The 14,881-nt window shown below is 58.2% G+C and carries 14 protein-coding genes; 4 read left to right on the top strand and 10 right to left on the bottom strand.

Annotation, left to right across the window (positions count from 1 at the left end; all coding sequences use genetic code 11):
• The first annotated feature begins 117 nt into the window (after nucleotides 1-117).
• Nucleotides 118-1,245, top strand: coding sequence for an iron-containing alcohol dehydrogenase (locus D4100_RS13340; RefSeq protein ID WP_119804549.1), 1,128 nt, complete (start codon nucleotides 118-120; stop codon nucleotides 1,243-1,245).
• Nucleotides 1,246-1,648: 403 nt separating this feature from the next.
• On the opposite strand, the gene D4100_RS13345 is transcribed toward D4100_RS13340, so the two are convergent.
• The 9 genes from D4100_RS13345 to D4100_RS13390 form a co-directional block, all read right to left on the bottom strand.
• The gene (locus tag D4100_RS13345; protein ID WP_119804550.1) at nucleotides 1,649-2,899 is read right to left on the bottom strand and encodes a phospholipase D-like domain-containing protein; all 1,251 of its coding nucleotides are present in this window, start codon (nucleotides 2,897-2,899) and stop codon (nucleotides 1,649-1,651) included.
• Nucleotides 2,892-3,542, bottom strand: a complete 651-nt coding sequence (locus tag D4100_RS13350) for a MotA/TolQ/ExbB proton channel family protein (protein WP_004949824.1) — start codon at nucleotides 3,540-3,542, stop codon at nucleotides 2,892-2,894. The genes D4100_RS13345 and D4100_RS13350 overlap by 8 nt, the downstream gene beginning before the upstream one ends.
• Nucleotides 3,543-3,561: 19 nt before the next feature.
• Nucleotides 3,562-5,805 (bottom strand): TonB-dependent receptor family protein, encoded by a 2,244-nt coding sequence (locus tag D4100_RS13355; RefSeq protein ID WP_119804551.1) that lies wholly within the window; start codon nucleotides 5,803-5,805, stop codon nucleotides 3,562-3,564.
• A gap of 41 nt (nucleotides 5,806-5,846) precedes the next feature.
• Complete coding sequence (locus D4100_RS13360) at nucleotides 5,847-6,587, bottom strand: energy transducer TonB (RefSeq protein ID WP_119804552.1); 741 nt, start codon at nucleotides 6,585-6,587, stop codon at nucleotides 5,847-5,849.
• 1 nt (nucleotide 6,588) lies between these two features.
• Complete coding sequence (locus tag D4100_RS13365; protein ID WP_004949818.1) at nucleotides 6,589-6,996, bottom strand: ExbD/TolR family protein; 408 nt, start codon at nucleotides 6,994-6,996, stop codon at nucleotides 6,589-6,591.
• Nucleotides 6,997-7,281: 285 nt separating this feature from the next.
• On the bottom strand, nucleotides 7,282-7,509 hold the full coding sequence (locus D4100_RS13370; protein WP_119804553.1) for a non-oxidative hydroxyarylic acid decarboxylases subunit D: 228 nt from the start codon (nucleotides 7,507-7,509) through the stop codon (nucleotides 7,282-7,284).
• A 9-nt stretch (nucleotides 7,510-7,518) separates the two neighbouring features.
• Nucleotides 7,519-8,946, bottom strand: a complete 1,428-nt coding sequence (locus D4100_RS13375; RefSeq protein ID WP_065505864.1) for a non-oxidative hydroxyarylic acid decarboxylases subunit C — start codon at nucleotides 8,944-8,946, stop codon at nucleotides 7,519-7,521.
• 291 nt (nucleotides 8,947-9,237) lie between these two features.
• Complete coding sequence (locus D4100_RS13385) at nucleotides 9,238-10,158, bottom strand: L,D-transpeptidase family protein (protein ID WP_119804554.1); 921 nt, start codon at nucleotides 10,156-10,158, stop codon at nucleotides 9,238-9,240.
• A gap of 175 nt (nucleotides 10,159-10,333) precedes the next feature.
• Entirely contained in the window at nucleotides 10,334-11,212 is an 879-nt protein-coding gene (locus tag D4100_RS13390; protein WP_065505862.1) for a helix-turn-helix domain-containing protein, read from the bottom strand.
• 114 nt (nucleotides 11,213-11,326) lie between these two features.
• Between D4100_RS13390 and D4100_RS13395 the strand changes: the two genes are divergently transcribed.
• The 3 genes from D4100_RS13395 (at nucleotide 11,327) to yncE (ending at nucleotide 14,287) form a co-directional block, all read left to right on the top strand.
• A complete protein-coding gene (locus D4100_RS13395; RefSeq protein WP_199685693.1) occupies nucleotides 11,327-12,145 on the top strand; it encodes an AraC family transcriptional regulator in 819 nt (272 codons plus the stop codon).
• A 234-nt stretch (nucleotides 12,146-12,379) separates the two neighbouring features.
• Nucleotides 12,380-12,934, top strand: a complete 555-nt coding sequence (locus D4100_RS13400; RefSeq protein ID WP_119804556.1) for an NADPH-dependent FMN reductase — start codon at nucleotides 12,380-12,382, stop codon at nucleotides 12,932-12,934.
• A 276-nt stretch (nucleotides 12,935-13,210) separates the two neighbouring features.
• The gene (gene yncE, locus D4100_RS13405; RefSeq protein ID WP_119804557.1) at nucleotides 13,211-14,287 is read left to right on the top strand and encodes a 7-bladed beta-propeller protein YncE; all 1,077 of its coding nucleotides are present in this window, start codon (nucleotides 13,211-13,213) and stop codon (nucleotides 14,285-14,287) included.
• Nucleotides 14,288-14,319: 32 nt separating this feature from the next.
• On the opposite strand, the gene D4100_RS13410 is transcribed toward yncE, so the two are convergent.
• A complete protein-coding gene (locus D4100_RS13410; protein ID WP_119804558.1) occupies nucleotides 14,320-14,634 on the bottom strand; it encodes a hypothetical protein in 315 nt (104 codons plus the stop codon).
• Nucleotides 14,635-14,881: the final 247 nt, after the last annotated feature.

The following is a 14,881-nucleotide window of genomic DNA, read 5'->3' on the forward strand; positions in this document are numbered from 1 at the left end:
TTCTCCCGACGGGAGCAGGGGGAACGGCCCGGCCTGCGACGATGGCCCTATCATGCCGCAGTGGTTCACCCGCCGATGCCGGCTTATGCTGTGATTTTACCGCGCCAAGGAGAGAACATGACCACCAGCCTGACGATCGCCAACCGGCATACCTGGTTCGGCCACGGCAGTATTAGCCAACTGATCCCACTACTGGCCACCGATCCCCAGCCGACATTGCTGTTCAGTTGCCGCTCATTCCTCAATGGCGCGGTGTATGCCTCGTTGGCAGATGCCCTGACGCCGCTGCTGATCGGCACCGAGATCGTCAGCCACGAGGCCTCGCCGCAGGAGATCGACGCCTGGGTCGCGCGTTGGCGCGGCAGGGCGCTACGGGTAGTTGCCATAGGCGGCGGCAGCGTACTGGATGCCGCCAAGGCGTTTGCTGCCTTGGTCGAGCATCCGTTGCCGACGCTGCGCTATATGGAAAAGATCGGCGATACCAAAATCAGCGGCGCTACCCTGCCGCTGATCGCCATCCCGACCACTGCCGGCACCGGCAGTGAAGTGACCCAGAACGCGGTGATCACCGACACCCGGCTCAGCAAGGTGAAAGCCTCGCTGCGCCATAACAACTTCGTGCCGCATACCGCCATCCTGGATCCGCAGCTGCTAGAGGGCGCGCCGGACCAGGTGCTGGCCTACTGCGCCATCGACGCCTTTACCCACCTGTTCGAAGCCTATCTGTCCAAAACCGCCAGCGCCATGACGCGCGAGATGTCACTGACCGGCATCCGCCATTTCCTGGACGCCTGGCCGGCGCTCAACCGCAGCGATCGCGCCCGTGAAGCCATCATGCAGGCCTCTTACCTGGGCGGGCTGACGCTGAGCGCCGCCGGGCTGGGGGTGATCCACGGCATTGCCGGCGAGATTGGCGCGCTGCACGATTACCACCACGGCCAGGTCTGCGGCCGCCTGCTGTTACCCTTCCTCGAACTGCTGGCGCAAAGCGAGCAGCCGCAACAGCGCGCGCTGATGAGCGCTCTGGCCGCGCGCCTGTTCCCCGAACAGCAGGACAGCCCGGAACGCTATCTGATCGAATTTATTACCCGCAACGCCATCGCGCCGTTCTGGCAAGATGATCTGCCGATTTCCAGCGGCGAACTGGCGGTGACGCTGGAAAAATCCAACAGCAAAAACTCGTTGATCGACTATACCGCTGCGCAACGGCAACAGATGATCGAAGGCGCATTCCGCGTCGAATGATAATATAATGAGATCAAAGCAATAGCGGGAGATCGGAAATGGGTATCATCGGCTGGATTTTCACCGGCATCGCAATTGGCATTCTGGTTGGCGTACTGCTAAAGATCTTCAGCAGGAAGAAAAAGCAGTAAACGGATTTTAAAGACCGGCAGCGCCGAAAGCTTGTTCAAATAGACCGTCTTTACGCAGCAGGTAACGGCGGTTTATTCCCGGCTCGAACAGGCATAACACCCCGCGTTCGACGATAGTAAAAGCCCCCTAATCCAGATTGAACATATTCCCCAGTTCGCGATTGCGTTCCCCAGGCATATGCCCGCAGAACAGTTGCTGAGCACACTGGAGAGGGCCGGCTGGCGGCCATGAAAGGGTATTGTGGGCGCGGGTTGCCCGCGCCCACGATAAATCAGGACTCGCCGCCCGGTTTCGGCACCGGGTAGTCGTAATCCAGTTTCAGCGGTTCGGCGTAAACGCTGTCCCACAGTTGGCTGTAGAGTTTATCCAGCCGCTGGCTCATCGCCGGGCTGTGCAGCACCAGCTCCAGGTTGCGCGAGTTATCCAGATAGCCGCCGGTCCAGTTGCTGGTGCCCACCCAGGCGGTTGCGCCGTCGATAGTCATCAGCTTGCTGTGGATCACCCGGGCGAACGGGATAAACCCGTGGCTGGCCGGCGGAATGGTCACCACCTTTATCTGCACGTTCGGTACCAGCGCCAGGCTTTTCAGCCAGGCGATATCCGGTTTTTTGGTGTTCCAGTTGGCCACCATCAGCTCGATCTGCACACCGCGCGCGGCGGCGCTGCGCAGGGCGTTATCGATGACCGCGTAATAAGGCCGGCTGCGTTCGGGGCCGAAAGACAACGGCGCATAGTCCATCACCTGCACCCGCACCCGCTGTTTGGCGCTCGCCAGCAGACGCGGCAACTCAACCTGCGAGTCAATCACGCCGACCGGGTTATAGGCCCGCGGGCTGGCGACCAGATAATTGCCCTGCGGCGTTGCCGCCGTGGGCTGATATGCCAGCTGCGGCACCGGTTTATCCGCAGTCAGCAGCGCCTGCGCCCGCCAGTCCTGCTCGAAGATCGCCTGGATCTGCCCGACAACCCCGGCATCGCTGATGCGCAGCCCGGTTTCATGAATATGTTCCAGCGCCCGCCAGTCGAAGTTCTGGCTGCCGACAAACGCCTGCTCGCCATCCACCAACAGGTATTTGGCATGTAAAATACCGCCGCTCAACCGCTGGTAAGGAATAATGCGCAGCTCCAGGTTGGGGATCGCCTTCAGCTGTTCCAGTGTCTCCGGGGTGGAGATACGGATCCCCTTCTCTTCCATCAGAAAACGGATTTTCACCCCGCGCTCACCCGCCGCTTTCAGATGTTGCAGCACGCCGTCCAACAGCGAACCCTGCTGGTTCGCCACATAGAACTGCCCCAGATCGATGCGGGTTTTCGCCGCATCGAACATCTGCTGCCACACCTCGGCGGTGTTGCGCAGGTCATCCGCCTGCAACGCGGTTTCCACCGGCGCGGTATACACCAACTCGTAGCCGGGAATAGCAAAACGCGCCGCCGCACTCTGGCTCAACATCAACAGACAGCCACCCCATAACGCCGTGTAAAGGCGGCCTAATGGCCGCCGTGGTTGATGGCCATTAGGCATAGCGCGGAGCCTCACTGTCAACCCATTGCTCGCGACTGCCGTTTTCCGGGCGGCTGGCCGGTGCCCCGGCACGGATCAACAACACTTTCAGCAGTTCGTTGATGCGCTCCATGCGGCTTTGCAGGTAGTTGTTGCCCACCAGGCACAACAACGCGATGGCGATCCCCAGCCCGGTGGCGTACAGCGCGGTACCCATGCCGGCGGACACCAGGCTAGGTTCGGACACCCCGGAAGCGGCCAGCGCCTTAAAGGTTTCGATAATCCCCATCACCGTTCCCAACAGCCCCAGCAGCGGGGCGGCGGTGACGATGGTTTCCAGCAGCCACAGACCACGCGCCATCAGCGGTTTGCTCAACAGGTACTGCGCGTCGACCAGATCGCCTATCGCTTCGCGGTCACCGGCGCGGTGTTTCTGCTCCAGTACCGGCGCGATCACCGCCAGCGGCAGGCTGTTGCGCTGGGTCAGTTCGTCCGGCAGATCGGCGGCGCGATGCACGTCCGGCGTCAGCGCCTGCTCCAACCGACGGGCCTGGCGCTGGGTGTAGGCGAAATACAGCGCGCGTTCGATAATGATCACCAGCGCAATCGCCAGCGCGGCGTACATCACGTAGAAAATAATGTCGTGCAATAAATTGGCATTCATAACATACCCCTCGAATTAGTTAAAAGGTGGCTTCCAGCGACACGCTAAAGGTGCGCTCTTCCCCGACGTTGTAATACGGCGTACTGGCTTTCACGCCGCCATAAGGCGCGGCGTTGAAGGTGGTGGTACGTACCGAGGTCAGGTATTCCTTGTCGAACAGGTTGCTGACGCCGAAACGCAGCGCCGCGCTTTTAATGATTTTCTTGTCCACCGGCAAATACACCCCCGCCGCCAGATCGAATACCGTGCGGCCGCCGATCTTCTCGTCGTTGGTCAGATCGCCGTAGAACGAGCTGACGTATTTGCCGCTGACGCTGCCGTAATACAGGCCGTCGTCGTAGCCCAGCGTCATGTTCAGCAGGTTTTTCGGCACGTTCGGCACCTCTTTGCCGGACGTCGGCAGCGGCAGCCCGCCGTTGCTGACGATGTCGTTCTTCTGCTTCGACTGGGTATAGGTGTATGAGGTGTAGTAGTTAAAGTTGTGCGGCAATTGGCCGCTCCACTCCAGCTCCAGCCCTTTGTTCTCCACGTTGCCGATGTTCATCATCTCGTAGTCGCCCGACGAGTTGGTGGTGGAGACTTGACGATCGCTGTAGCGCATATAGAACAGCGTGGCGCTCATCAGCATGTCTTCCTGCTGGAAGCGCCAGCCCAGCTCGTGGTTCCAGCTCAGCTCCGGCTTGGTGCTGATCGAGTCGCCGACGTTGTACAGCACGTAGTTCGGTGGGGTACGCATGTTGCGCGTCAGGTTATAGAACACCTGATTTTCCTGGTTCAGCTTGTAGCTGGCGCTGAAGTTCGGCAAGAACTCGTGGTAAGTGGCATCGCGCTTCTCCGGCGTGTTGTACAGGCTGCCCCGGTTGTCCCCTTTACGTTCCACGTACTGATAGGCCAGCCCGCCGACAAAGGTCCAGTCCGGCGTGGCGTACCAGGTGTCCTGCAGCCACACTTTCTGCGCCGGGGTGATGGTGTATTGGTTACGGCCCTGCACGGTCTTGCCGTTGGCGTCCTGCACCTGATCGGAACCGCCCGGTTTACCCGAAATCTGCGCCGGGTTGCCGTCGTCCTTGATGCCGATAAACGGCTGGGTCTGCAACTGGCGCGCACGTTCATACCAGTAGCCGATATCCAGGCTGTGCTGATCGTTGATGTCCCACTTCAGCTTGGTGGTAATGCCGGGGCGCCAGGTCTGGGTCCACGACGGGCGGTAATAGGTGTTGGACTGCAAATTGCTGAGATCGTACTGCCCGGCCTTGTCCGAGGTACTGGACAGCACCGACGCCGTCTGGCCGGTGAAGCTGCCGCCGTTGCCCCAGTAGTAATACGGCTGCAGGGTCAGCGACAGATTGTCGCGCAGCTGCAGCTTTTGGGTGAATGACAGCGTGAAGGTATCGAACGGGTTGCGGTTGAGCTTGTAGTACTTGTTCAACTGGCCCTTGCTGTTGTATTCCGGCGTGGTGGCGTAGTCGGTATGGCGCCCGTCGCTTTCGAACTGCGCCTTGCTCAGGGTGTTGTAGTTGACGTTCTGCTGGCGGTTGTACTTCATGATCAGGTTACTGCTGTTGCCGTTACCGTCTTCGTACAACGAGTTCATTTCGAACTTGTTGGAATATTCGCGCCCTTCACCGCGCCATTTTTTCGCCTCGGTGTGCGAGTAGGAGATCCAGTTGCTAAAACCGTTGTACTCGCCGGTTTCCAAACGAGCAAAGGTTTTGCTCAGGTTGTTGCTGCCCAACGTCTGTTTGACGAAGCCGCCGAAATCTTTTGCCGGCCGGCGCGTCACCATGCCGATATTGCCGCCGCTGGAACCGATGTGCGGGCCGTCCGCTTCGGATGAACCCTGGGTGACGAACACTTCCTCCAGGTTCTCCGAGTCGCCCAGCAGGTTCGGGTAAACCGCATAGTTGCCGGAGTCGTTGATCGGGATACCGTCCATCGACAGGCCGATCTGATCCGAGTTCATGCCGCGCATGGTGTAATCGACGCCGCTCAGGCCGCTGGCGTCGTTGCTGTTGACGTTCAGGCCCGGCGTGTATTTCAGTTTGTCGATGGCATTGGCCGCGGCGGGCATTTTGTCCATCGCCTCTTTGGTGACGGTGGAACGCGCCTTGGCGCTGTCGTCCTGCACCATCATGCCGCCGCCCAGCGACTGCCCTTTCACGCTGATGGTACCGACGTCGGTGGTGTCCGCCGCCAGCGCCGCGCCCGGCAGCATCGCCGACATCACCGCCAGATAAATCCCAGATCGATTGAAAGACTTCATTGTTTCCATCCCCTAAAAAATCAAACTGTTATGCCAGGTCGCTAAGGCGCCTGATAATTGAACGTGGCTGAAAATCGTTTTGTTGTTTGCCCGGCAAAAGCGTCGCTCGGGAACGGCTTCACCTGGCTGATGCTTTGTAAACTGCTCATCGCCGCGCGGTTGAGCAGCATGCTGGCAGCCTTGTTGGCGATGCCGGAAGAGAGCACACGGCCGCTGCGATCGACCTCCAGCCAGACCTCGACGTTGCCCTGCGGCCGTTCGAGCGAAGCCTGCCGTCCGCTCGGGTAGCGCTTGCGCTGTTCCAGTTCGCGGCGCAGTGCCTGCAAATAACCGTTTTCGATCGCCTGGGCATTCACCTTCGGCGCGGCAGGTGCGGCCGGCGTTGGCGCAGGCTTGCTGATCAGCGCTTTCGGGGTTGGCGGTGCGGATACCGGCCTGGCCTTTTCTACCGGTTTGGCTTTCTCTTTTACCGGCTTGGGCTTGGGTTTCGGCTGCGGTTTAGGGACCGGTTTGGCCTCGATGATCGGCTCCGGGGCCGGCACCACAGGTTCAGGAACGGGTTGCGGCTCCGGTGGCGGGGGTTCGGGTTGCGGTGGGGTTTCCACCGGCGGTTCCGGCTGAGGTTCAGGCTCCGGCTCGACCAACGCCAGTTCCATGGTGGTGTCGTCATAGCGTGGCTGGATCTTCAGCGCAGCCTGCTGGCTGGCGAACAGCAAACAGCCCGCTACGATCAGCGCCGGCAGCCAACTGAAAAGGTGACGTGAACGATAGAGCAGATACATGTCACAGCTTCCGTGTAGCGATAGAGACGGAATAGAAGCCGCCCTGGCGCAGGTTATCCATCACCGCCACCAGCCGCTCCACCGCAACGCCCTTGTCGCTGTTGACGATAATGGTGGTAGTCTGGTTTTCCTGCTGCTGCTGTTTGAGCGTGCTGACCAGCGCGTTAAGCGCCACCGGTTGGCCGTCCAACTGCAATTGCTCCTCTGCCCCCAGCGTGATGATCGCCTTCTTCTGCGGCTTCAGTTGCTGAGCGCTGCCGGCGGACGGCAGCTGGGTCTTCAGCCCCAGCGCCGGGATCACGTTCAGGCTAATCAGCACAAAAAACACCAGCAAAAACATCATCACGTCGATCATCGGAATCAACTCGATGTGCGCCTTGTTCTTTTTCGGTTCGTTCCAGTTACGCATGGCACTCCCTCCCAAAAGCAAAGCAGCCAATATAGGAGGCCTTTGTTTACCTTTCGTTACGTTTTTGTGATCTTATTCTCACAGCGTGGATTTTTTGCGAAAATTATCTCAATCGCAGGTGCGACAGGGGATATATAACCCATTAATTAACGCTATTTTTTATCGGAATAACTGCGATTCAGGCCTGCCGCCGTACTGATGGCAGAGCCATAAATGTGAAAATAGTGACAGGGTGTATCGATCGGACGGGGGGATAAAAAGGCGGGCTTTTACCCGCCTGCGGATTTATTTCGTCAGAAGGGGAGGAATGGTCGGCACTTCCGGCGCATTATCGATATCGTGCTGAGTCATGCGAAATTCGAGCGGATAATGTTCCCGTTCCGTTCTGCGGACGGGTTCGGTGTTTCGCCAAGTATAGAGGCAGTGCCGGCACTGATATACCGTCCATACGTCCTTGACCGGCGAATGCGCCATGACGTCTATTTTCTGATCGGCGCAACGAGGACAAATCATATGAACTCCTTAATGGCGGTTAGCCAGCATGGCGGTTAATTTATCCACCCAAAGGGCGGTTTCGGGTAAGTCTTTGACCGGCTGGTTGTAGTGGCCACGCGTATCCGGAGCAACCGGCGTTGTCGCGTCGATGATTAATTTGTCCGTGATACCCGCAGGGCTGGAACCGGGATCCAATTTCAGCACGGGCATGTTTGGTATTTGCACCAGGTCGCCGGCCGGGTTGACCTTGGTGGACAACGCCCACATGACCTGCGGCAGGTTAAAGGGATCAACATCTTCATCGACCATGATCACCATTTTCACGTAACCAAGACCGTGCGGCGTGGTCATTGCCCGCATTCCCACCGCACGCGCAAAACCGCCATAACGCTTTTTGGTTGAAATGATGACGAGCAGACCATGGGTATACATCGCATTCACCGCCTGCACTTCCGGAAACTCGGCTTTCAGCTGTTGATACAAGGGTACGCAGGTTGCCGGCCCAATCAGATAGTCGATTTCTGTCCAGGGCATGCCCAGATACAAGGATTCAAAAATCGGCCGTGAGCGGTAAGAAACCTTATCAATGCGCACCACCGTCATGTTGCGGCCACCGGAATAGTGGCCCGTAAACTCACCGAAAGGGCCTTCAAGCTCGCGCTTGCGGCCTTCAATCACCCCTTCAATGATGACTTCAGAACCCCAGGGTACATCGAAGCCGGTCAAGGGGGCCGTCGCTATCGGGTACGGGCTTCCACGGAGGGCACCGGCCATTTCATACTCCGACTGATCGTATTTCAGCGGCGTCGCCCCCATCAGCGTAATGATCGGGTCGTTGCCCAGCGTAATGGCGATAGGAAGATCCTCTCCGCGCTCTTCGGCTTTATGAAGATGCAGTGCGATGTCGTGCACTGGTACGGGTTGCAGACCAAGCTTGCGTTTTCCCTTCACCTGCATACGATAAATGCCGACGTTTTGCTTGCCGAAGTGCCCGGGATCTTCAGGGTCACGGGAAACCACGCAGGCTTTATCAAGATAGAATCCGCCGTCACCGTCGTTTAAGCGAAACAGCGGAAGGATCTCAAACAGATTAATATCCTCGCCGTTGACCTCGTTCTGAGCCCAGGGCGGATTATCGCGGCGTTCCACAGAGACAGGGAAACGATCCCAGCGGCGAATATACTCATCGATTTGCTGTTTCACCGGCGTTGTCGGCGGGAGCCCCAGGGAAATGGCGTGGTTTTGCCATGATCCCATGGTGTTCATTACCACGTGAGCATGTTCAAATCCTTTAATGTTCCTGAATGAAATGGCCGGGGCGCCTTCACCGATTCTTCCGGTTGCGTTTGCCGCCGCGGCAATATCCGGTTCCGCCTGAACCTCCTCTGTAATTTCGAGTAATTGCCCGGCCTCATCCAGCGCAGATAAATAACTTCGAAGATCATCATAAGCCATCTTTAAACCTCCTCACTGTCAGCCTCTTTTTTGTCGTTCTCTTTTAATCCAGCCCAGCGTTTGCCTGGCTGCAATCAATACGAATTGATCCGGAACCCGTGCGATAACAGGTATCTTGAAAGAGCCGATAAAGCCCATTACGAGTCCGCGCTTTTAGTATTGAAGACGATGATTGGGAAATAATAAAGATGAGTTCGCCATGCGATATTGATTACAGAGGATGGCGGCCGAAAGGCATAAAAAAAGACGCCCGCAGGCGTCTTTTATCGCAACCACTGAAGCCCGGGGCTATCAGTTCACTTTAACCGGCATACCGGAACGGGCCTTAATCGCCGCGTCCACTTCGCTCTGGTTAACGGCAGGATCCATCGCCACTTTATCCACGGCGGCAGAAAGGGTTAACGGCACCGGATCTTTGGACTTCAGTTCTTCTTCGTTAGCGGAAAGCGGGTTGTGCACTTCCATGTAACGGGAACCGTCCGGCTCAACGGTGGCTTTCACCGGCTCATTGATAAACTGCACACGGGTGCCGACCGGCACGTTGTCGAACAGATATTTGATGTCGTCGGCACGCAGACGCACACAGCCGTGGCTCACGCGCAGGCCGATACCGAAGTTGGCGTTGGTGCCGTGGATCGCATACAGGCGACCAACGTACAGCGCATACAGGCCCATCGGGTTGTCCGGACCGGCCGGGAACACCGCCGGCAGGATCTCGCCGTCTGCCGCGTATTCTTCACGCATTTTGGCGGTCGGCGTCCAGGTTGGGCCGTCTTTTTTACGCTGTACCGAGGTTACCCAGTTCAGCGGGGTGTCTTTACCCAACTGGCCGATACCGATTGGCAGCACGACCACGGTGTTGGTGCCTTTCGGGTAGTAGTACAGACGCATCTCGGCGCTGTTGATGATGATGCCCTGACGCGGGGCGTCCGGCAGGATCAACTGCTGTGGAATAGTCAGGGTGCTGCCCGCTTTCGGCAGGAACGGATCCACGCCCGGGTTGGCTTCCAGCATATTGCTCAGGCCCATCTGGTATTGAGCGGCAAAGCTCTCCAGCGGCAGTTTGCTGTCTTCCGGTACGGTGACCTGGATGTTTTCACCAACCAGACGGCTGTCTTTGGCAGGTAAAGGATAAACGACAGCGAAGGCAGCCTGGCTGAATGCAACCAGCGCCGTAAACAGGGTTAATAACGCGCGAATGTTCATTTTCATCTTCGTGTTGGTCGGTGGCCACTGGCAGATTATTGATATAGGTTATTTTCGGCCATAAATGACCGGATGCGCATTATATGTGCACATTGACCTAAGTGCGAAACATTACCGGTGTCATGGCGCACTTTTTTGTAACCTGCTGCGGCGTGAAGATGAATTACTGTGAAAAACACCGCTAAAGCGCGGCGGTTGACGGTGTCATTCGGCGTATGGGGATCAGGTATTCACAACGGATCGCCGTGCTCGCTCCGTTGCATACCCCACCCGGCGTGGGGTAAAAACGCTCGATATCCTGCCCGGGCCGGCGGACCGCTTTCATCATCGGGATCGCGGTGTCGTACAGGCGAGCGATAAAGTTTTGCAATTCTTCTACCCTGCCCTGATAGGCAAAACTGGCGTAGTCGCCTTGCTCGATAAACACCGCCTCGCCTTCCGCCTGCTGATCCGCCAGCGCCACGGTATAGACCACGCGTTTGGCACCGCGTTGGCGGCTGTCCGCTTCCAGGCTGGTGAGGCCATACACCACCGTCGGCAGCTCGGCTTGGGTGCTTACCATCTGGCGCCAGGCGTGTTGACGCAGCTCGTTTTTCGGATGCGGCAATTGCTCCAGGGTGCCGCTGCTACGCCGGGTACGCCCCACCAGCTGCATGGCGGGCAGAGTGACAATGTCCGCCTGCGGCAACGGCCCTTCGCTCAACCGCAGCGGCGGTTGCATGCCGTGGCTGGCCCAATCCGGGCTGCGGCGATAGCCGGCCGGCGGCAAACCGAACTGCTTTTTGAAACAGCGGGTGAAGGTTTGCTGGGAATCAAACTGGTATTTATCGGCAATGCAAGCCACGCTGATGTGGGTGAGCCGCAACTCGCGCGCAGCGGCGCTCAGCCTTCTGCGCCGGGCGTAGGTCCCCAGAACATGGCCGGTGACCTGTTTGAACAACCGCTGCAAATGCCATTTGGAATAGCCGGACCTGGCGGCGATATCGTCCAGCGTCAGCGGCTGGTCAAGATTTTGCTCAATCCAGTCCAGCAGCTGCATGATTACCTGTTGCTGATACATTACGCCCCCTCAAAGCACCAAGACTGGTGCCTACTTTATCGACTGCGGCGCTAGACCGCATTGCACAATCAGGACATAATGTTTTTCAATTGCGCCAAATTGAGAATTATTCTCATGACCATCATTACCAAACCGCGTTTCGATATCGATCAGGTGCCACGGGCGATTTTCGCTGTTCAGGGCTCCACCATCAGCAGCGATTGGGAGATGGCCCCTCACCGCCACCGCAAAGCTCAGTTGATTTATACGGTGCGCGGCATGATCCGCTGCGAGGCGGAAAACGGCCTATGGCTTGTGCCGCCACAGTGCGCGCTTTGGATGCCGGGCAACGTGCTGCATAACGCCCAGGGGGCCGGCGACACCGAATGCTATTGTCTGTTTGTCGATCAGGACGCTATCGCCGGCCTGCCCAGCCATTGCTGCACGCTGGCGGTGTCGCCGTTGCTGCGCGAGCTGCTGTTGCAGGCCAGCGGGTTCGATCCGCTCTATGACGAACGGGGCCCGGAAGGCCGGCTGACCACCGTGCTGCTGGATCAGGTGGTTAACGCACCGATCGAGAATCTGCATTTGCCGGTCTCTCAGGACGCGCGCCTTCGCCAACTGACCGAACGCCTGCTGGCCAATCCGGCGGACAAAGCCACCCTGAACCAATGGGCGCAGCGCATCGGCATGAGCGAGCGCTCTCTCAATCGCACCCTGCAGCAGCAAATGGGCATGAGCTTCGGCCACTGGCGGCGGCAGTTGCACGTGATGCTGGCGTTGCAACGGCTGACCAAGGGCGACAGCGTGCAAAGAGTCGCGCTGGATCTGGGCTACGAGAGCGCCAGCGGCTTTGTCACCATGTTCCGCAAAGCGGTGGGCAAACCGCCGGCGCGCTATCTGGCGGAGAGAAGCGCCGCGGGGCAGGCGGCAGGGAGCGGCATTGCCATGTAGCGGGCGGCGGTTAAGCACTAACTTCTCATTGCGGCGGTGCCGATCTTTATATTCACGCCGATGGAGATCATCGCCTTTTTACTTTAGCCATTTCGGGGAGTAATTTTTCTGGCTATTGGCAGCGGAAACGCGCTTCCCGGCAGCACGTCATAAACGTGCCAACCGATCGGTATCCTTGGTGTAGCACCGCAGTTTCAACGCAATGCCCCCTCGCGGGTTGGAAAATATAATTTTATGGCACACGAATTTCGCATTTTGGGCATTTCCGGCAGCTTGCGCGCCGCGTCGCTGAACAGCCTGTTTTTGCGCGCCATGGCGCTGGTGAGCCCCGACAGCGTGCAGTTCGAGATTTACTCGCACCTGGGCGCCATTCCCTTATTCAACCCAGACCATGAACAACAGGGCCATCCGGCCGTCGCCCACTGGCAATCCGCACTGGCGCAGGCCGATCTGGTGCTGTTGGCCAGCCCGGAATACGCGCACGGCGTGACCGGCGTGATGAAGAATGCGTTGGACTGGATCGTCGGCAGCGGAGAACTTGTGGACAAGCCACTGGCTTTTCCCAATATTTCCGTACGCGCAAAACTGGCGCAGTCGCAGTTGGCGGAAACGTTGCAAATTATGGGCTGTCGCCTGATCGAAACCTGCAGCCCCTGCGCCACCCTCGCCGCGCCTTATGTCTTGTCGGAGGCCGATGAACGCACTTTGGTCGACCATCCCGACATAGGCCCACGGCTGAAGGCTCTGTGGCGCAACATTGAACTCAGTCTGTCGTCGGGCAGACAATAACGCCGCTGCATTTGCATTAATGAGGCAAACGGGGGATTAACAGGCAAGCGGGGAAGATGCTGAATGACGGCATCCCCCTCCACATTGTGATTTTCACCCCAACCCCTGCCGAAATAGCTCCCCTCCGTCATGAATAATGATTATTATTCGCAACTAAAAGGATCGGCGCGCGACGACGCGACCGGCCGGATTTCCCCTTTATTCAATGTTGAGCTTTCCTGGCTCCAGGGCCACCGCCCTGTGGGCGATATGCTTTGTTAACTCCATGGAGAGGTTATGAATTCTGCCACCACCACCAGCCGCCGCTTTGGCGCACGCGCCACCTTCCCGCTGCTGCTGCTCACGTCGATGCTGTTTTCCGCCCCGCTGCTCGCCCAGGGCGAGCCTGAACTGCTGCGCAAACCGGTAGGTAAAGGCGCTTACGAGATGGTGTACAGCCAGGGCGAAAACGCGCTGTACCTGGCGACCTCGCAAAGCCGCAAGCAGGACAAGGGCGGCGTGGTTTATCGGCTGGATCCCAAGACGCTGGACATCACCCAGGTTATTCACAACGACATCAAACCTTTCGGCGCCGCGATTAACGGCAAGACCGATACGCTGTTCTTCGGCAACACGGTAAACAATTCGGTGACCGCTATCGACGCAAAAACCGGCGAAGTGAAAGGCCGCCTGGTGCTGGATGCCCGCCAACGCACCGAGACGGTAAAACCGCTGGCGCCGCGTGAGCTGGTGGCCGACGCCGCGACCGACACGCTGTACATTACCGGGCTGGGTGAATCCAGCGTGGTCTGGGTGGTGGACGGTAAAGCTCTCACCCTGCGCACCACCATCGCCGATACCGGTAAATACGGCACCGGCCTGGCGCTGGACGCCGCAGCCGGCCGCCTGTATGTGACCAACGCCGACGGCGAGCTGGTGACTATCGACACCAAAACCAACAAGGTGCTCACCCGTAAAAAGCTGGATGAAGGCAAAGAGCACTTCTTCCTGAACCTCAGCCTGGATCCGGCCACCCACCGCGCGTTTATCACCGATTCCAAGCAGCCGCAGGTGTTGATCGTCGACACCCGCGACGGCACTGTCCTGAGCAAAATCGAGGTGCCGGAATCGCTGGCGGTGCTGTTCAACCCGGCGCGCAATGAAGTTTACGTGACCCACCGCAAGGCGGGCGAAGTGAGCGTGATTGACGCCAAAAGTTACAAGCTGCTGAACACCCTCAAGACGCCGACCCACCCGAACAGCCTGGCGCTGTCACCGGATGGTCAGACGCTGTACGTCAGCGTCAAACAAGCTTCCAGCCGCGAAAAAGAAGCCACGGCTCCGGATGACGTGATCCGTATCGCGTTGAAATAATCAAGACCGGGGGCGCTTCGGCGCCCCCACCTCTACGGCTTCCCCAGAAACCCATCGGCTTCCTGAACCACTGCCTTTTGGGTCGCCCGCTGGTAAAGGCACAGCGCTTTGCCCGGTTTGTTCTTCATAAACGGCTGCGGATAGCGCCCGCTGATCAACAGCGCCGAGTAACCGACGGCGTCATCATAATGAATGATCGCCCCGGCGGCTTTGGCCGCTTTCAATCCGCTGGCCTTCAGGCAGGCAGCCTGCAGCGCTTTATCCCCCTTGGCCCAGGCGGCTTCGGACGAGGCAGCCGCATTGAAGGCGGTGATGACGGCGGCAAACAGGATAATGATTCTGAGCATGGCTCTCTCCGATTTATTTTGTTATCCGCAGTATATGCAGCCTTTTATTATTCAGCCATCGGACAGCCGCGTATTATTTACAGTTTTTTTATTCCGGGCAGAAATAAAGTTACGGCGTTTTTACAGACAGTTTTCAGGGGCGCGGATAACATCATTACATCGCCATTATGGCCTCACGAGACGGATGCCTCATGTGTTTATACCCTGCCTTGTTTATTATTGAACCCGCGTTTTTCATTAAGCTCGG

The organism is Serratia inhibens, from assembly GCF_003591175.1.
Classification (GTDB): Bacteria; Pseudomonadota; Gammaproteobacteria; order Enterobacterales; family Enterobacteriaceae; genus Serratia; species Serratia inhibens.

What these genes read in the sequence shown, in the direction of transcription:
- D4100_RS13375 (WP_065505864.1), bottom strand. Translation starts at nt 8,946, where the DNA reads ATGGCTTATGATGATCTTCGAAGTTATTTATCTGCGCTGGATGAGGCC.
- D4100_RS13360 (WP_119804552.1), bottom strand. Translation starts at nt 6,587, where the DNA reads ATGTATCTGCTCTATCGTTCACGTCACCTTTTCAGTTGGCTGCCGGCG.
- D4100_RS13400 (WP_119804556.1), top strand. Translation starts at nt 12,380, where the DNA reads ATGGCACACGAATTTCGCATTTTGGGCATTTCCGGCAGCTTGCGCGCC.
- D4100_RS13370 (WP_119804553.1), bottom strand. Translation starts at nt 7,509, where the DNA reads ATGATTTGTCCTCGTTGCGCCGATCAGAAAATAGACGTCATGGCGCAT.
- D4100_RS13355 (WP_119804551.1), bottom strand. Translation starts at nt 5,805, where the DNA reads ATGAAGTCTTTCAATCGATCTGGGATTTATCTGGCGGTGATGTCGGCG.
- D4100_RS13395 (WP_199685693.1), top strand. Translation starts at nt 11,327, where the DNA reads ATGACCATCATTACCAAACCGCGTTTCGATATCGATCAGGTGCCACGG.
- D4100_RS13410 (WP_119804558.1), bottom strand. Translation starts at nt 14,634, where the DNA reads ATGCTCAGAATCATTATCCTGTTTGCCGCCGTCATCACCGCCTTCAAT.
- yncE (WP_119804557.1), top strand. Translation starts at nt 13,211, where the DNA reads ATGAATTCTGCCACCACCACCAGCCGCCGCTTTGGCGCACGCGCCACC.
- D4100_RS13390 (WP_065505862.1), bottom strand. Translation starts at nt 11,212, where the DNA reads ATGTATCAGCAACAGGTAATCATGCAGCTGCTGGACTGGATTGAGCAA.
- D4100_RS13385 (WP_119804554.1), bottom strand. Translation starts at nt 10,158, where the DNA reads ATGAAAATGAACATTCGCGCGTTATTAACCCTGTTTACGGCGCTGGTT.
- D4100_RS13340 (WP_119804549.1), top strand. Translation starts at nt 118, where the DNA reads ATGACCACCAGCCTGACGATCGCCAACCGGCATACCTGGTTCGGCCAC.
- D4100_RS13365 (WP_004949818.1), bottom strand. Translation starts at nt 6,996, where the DNA reads ATGCGTAACTGGAACGAACCGAAAAAGAACAAGGCGCACATCGAGTTG.
- D4100_RS13345 (WP_119804550.1), bottom strand. Translation starts at nt 2,899, where the DNA reads ATGCCTAATGGCCATCAACCACGGCGGCCATTAGGCCGCCTTTACACG.
- D4100_RS13350 (WP_004949824.1), bottom strand. Translation starts at nt 3,542, where the DNA reads ATGAATGCCAATTTATTGCACGACATTATTTTCTACGTGATGTACGCC.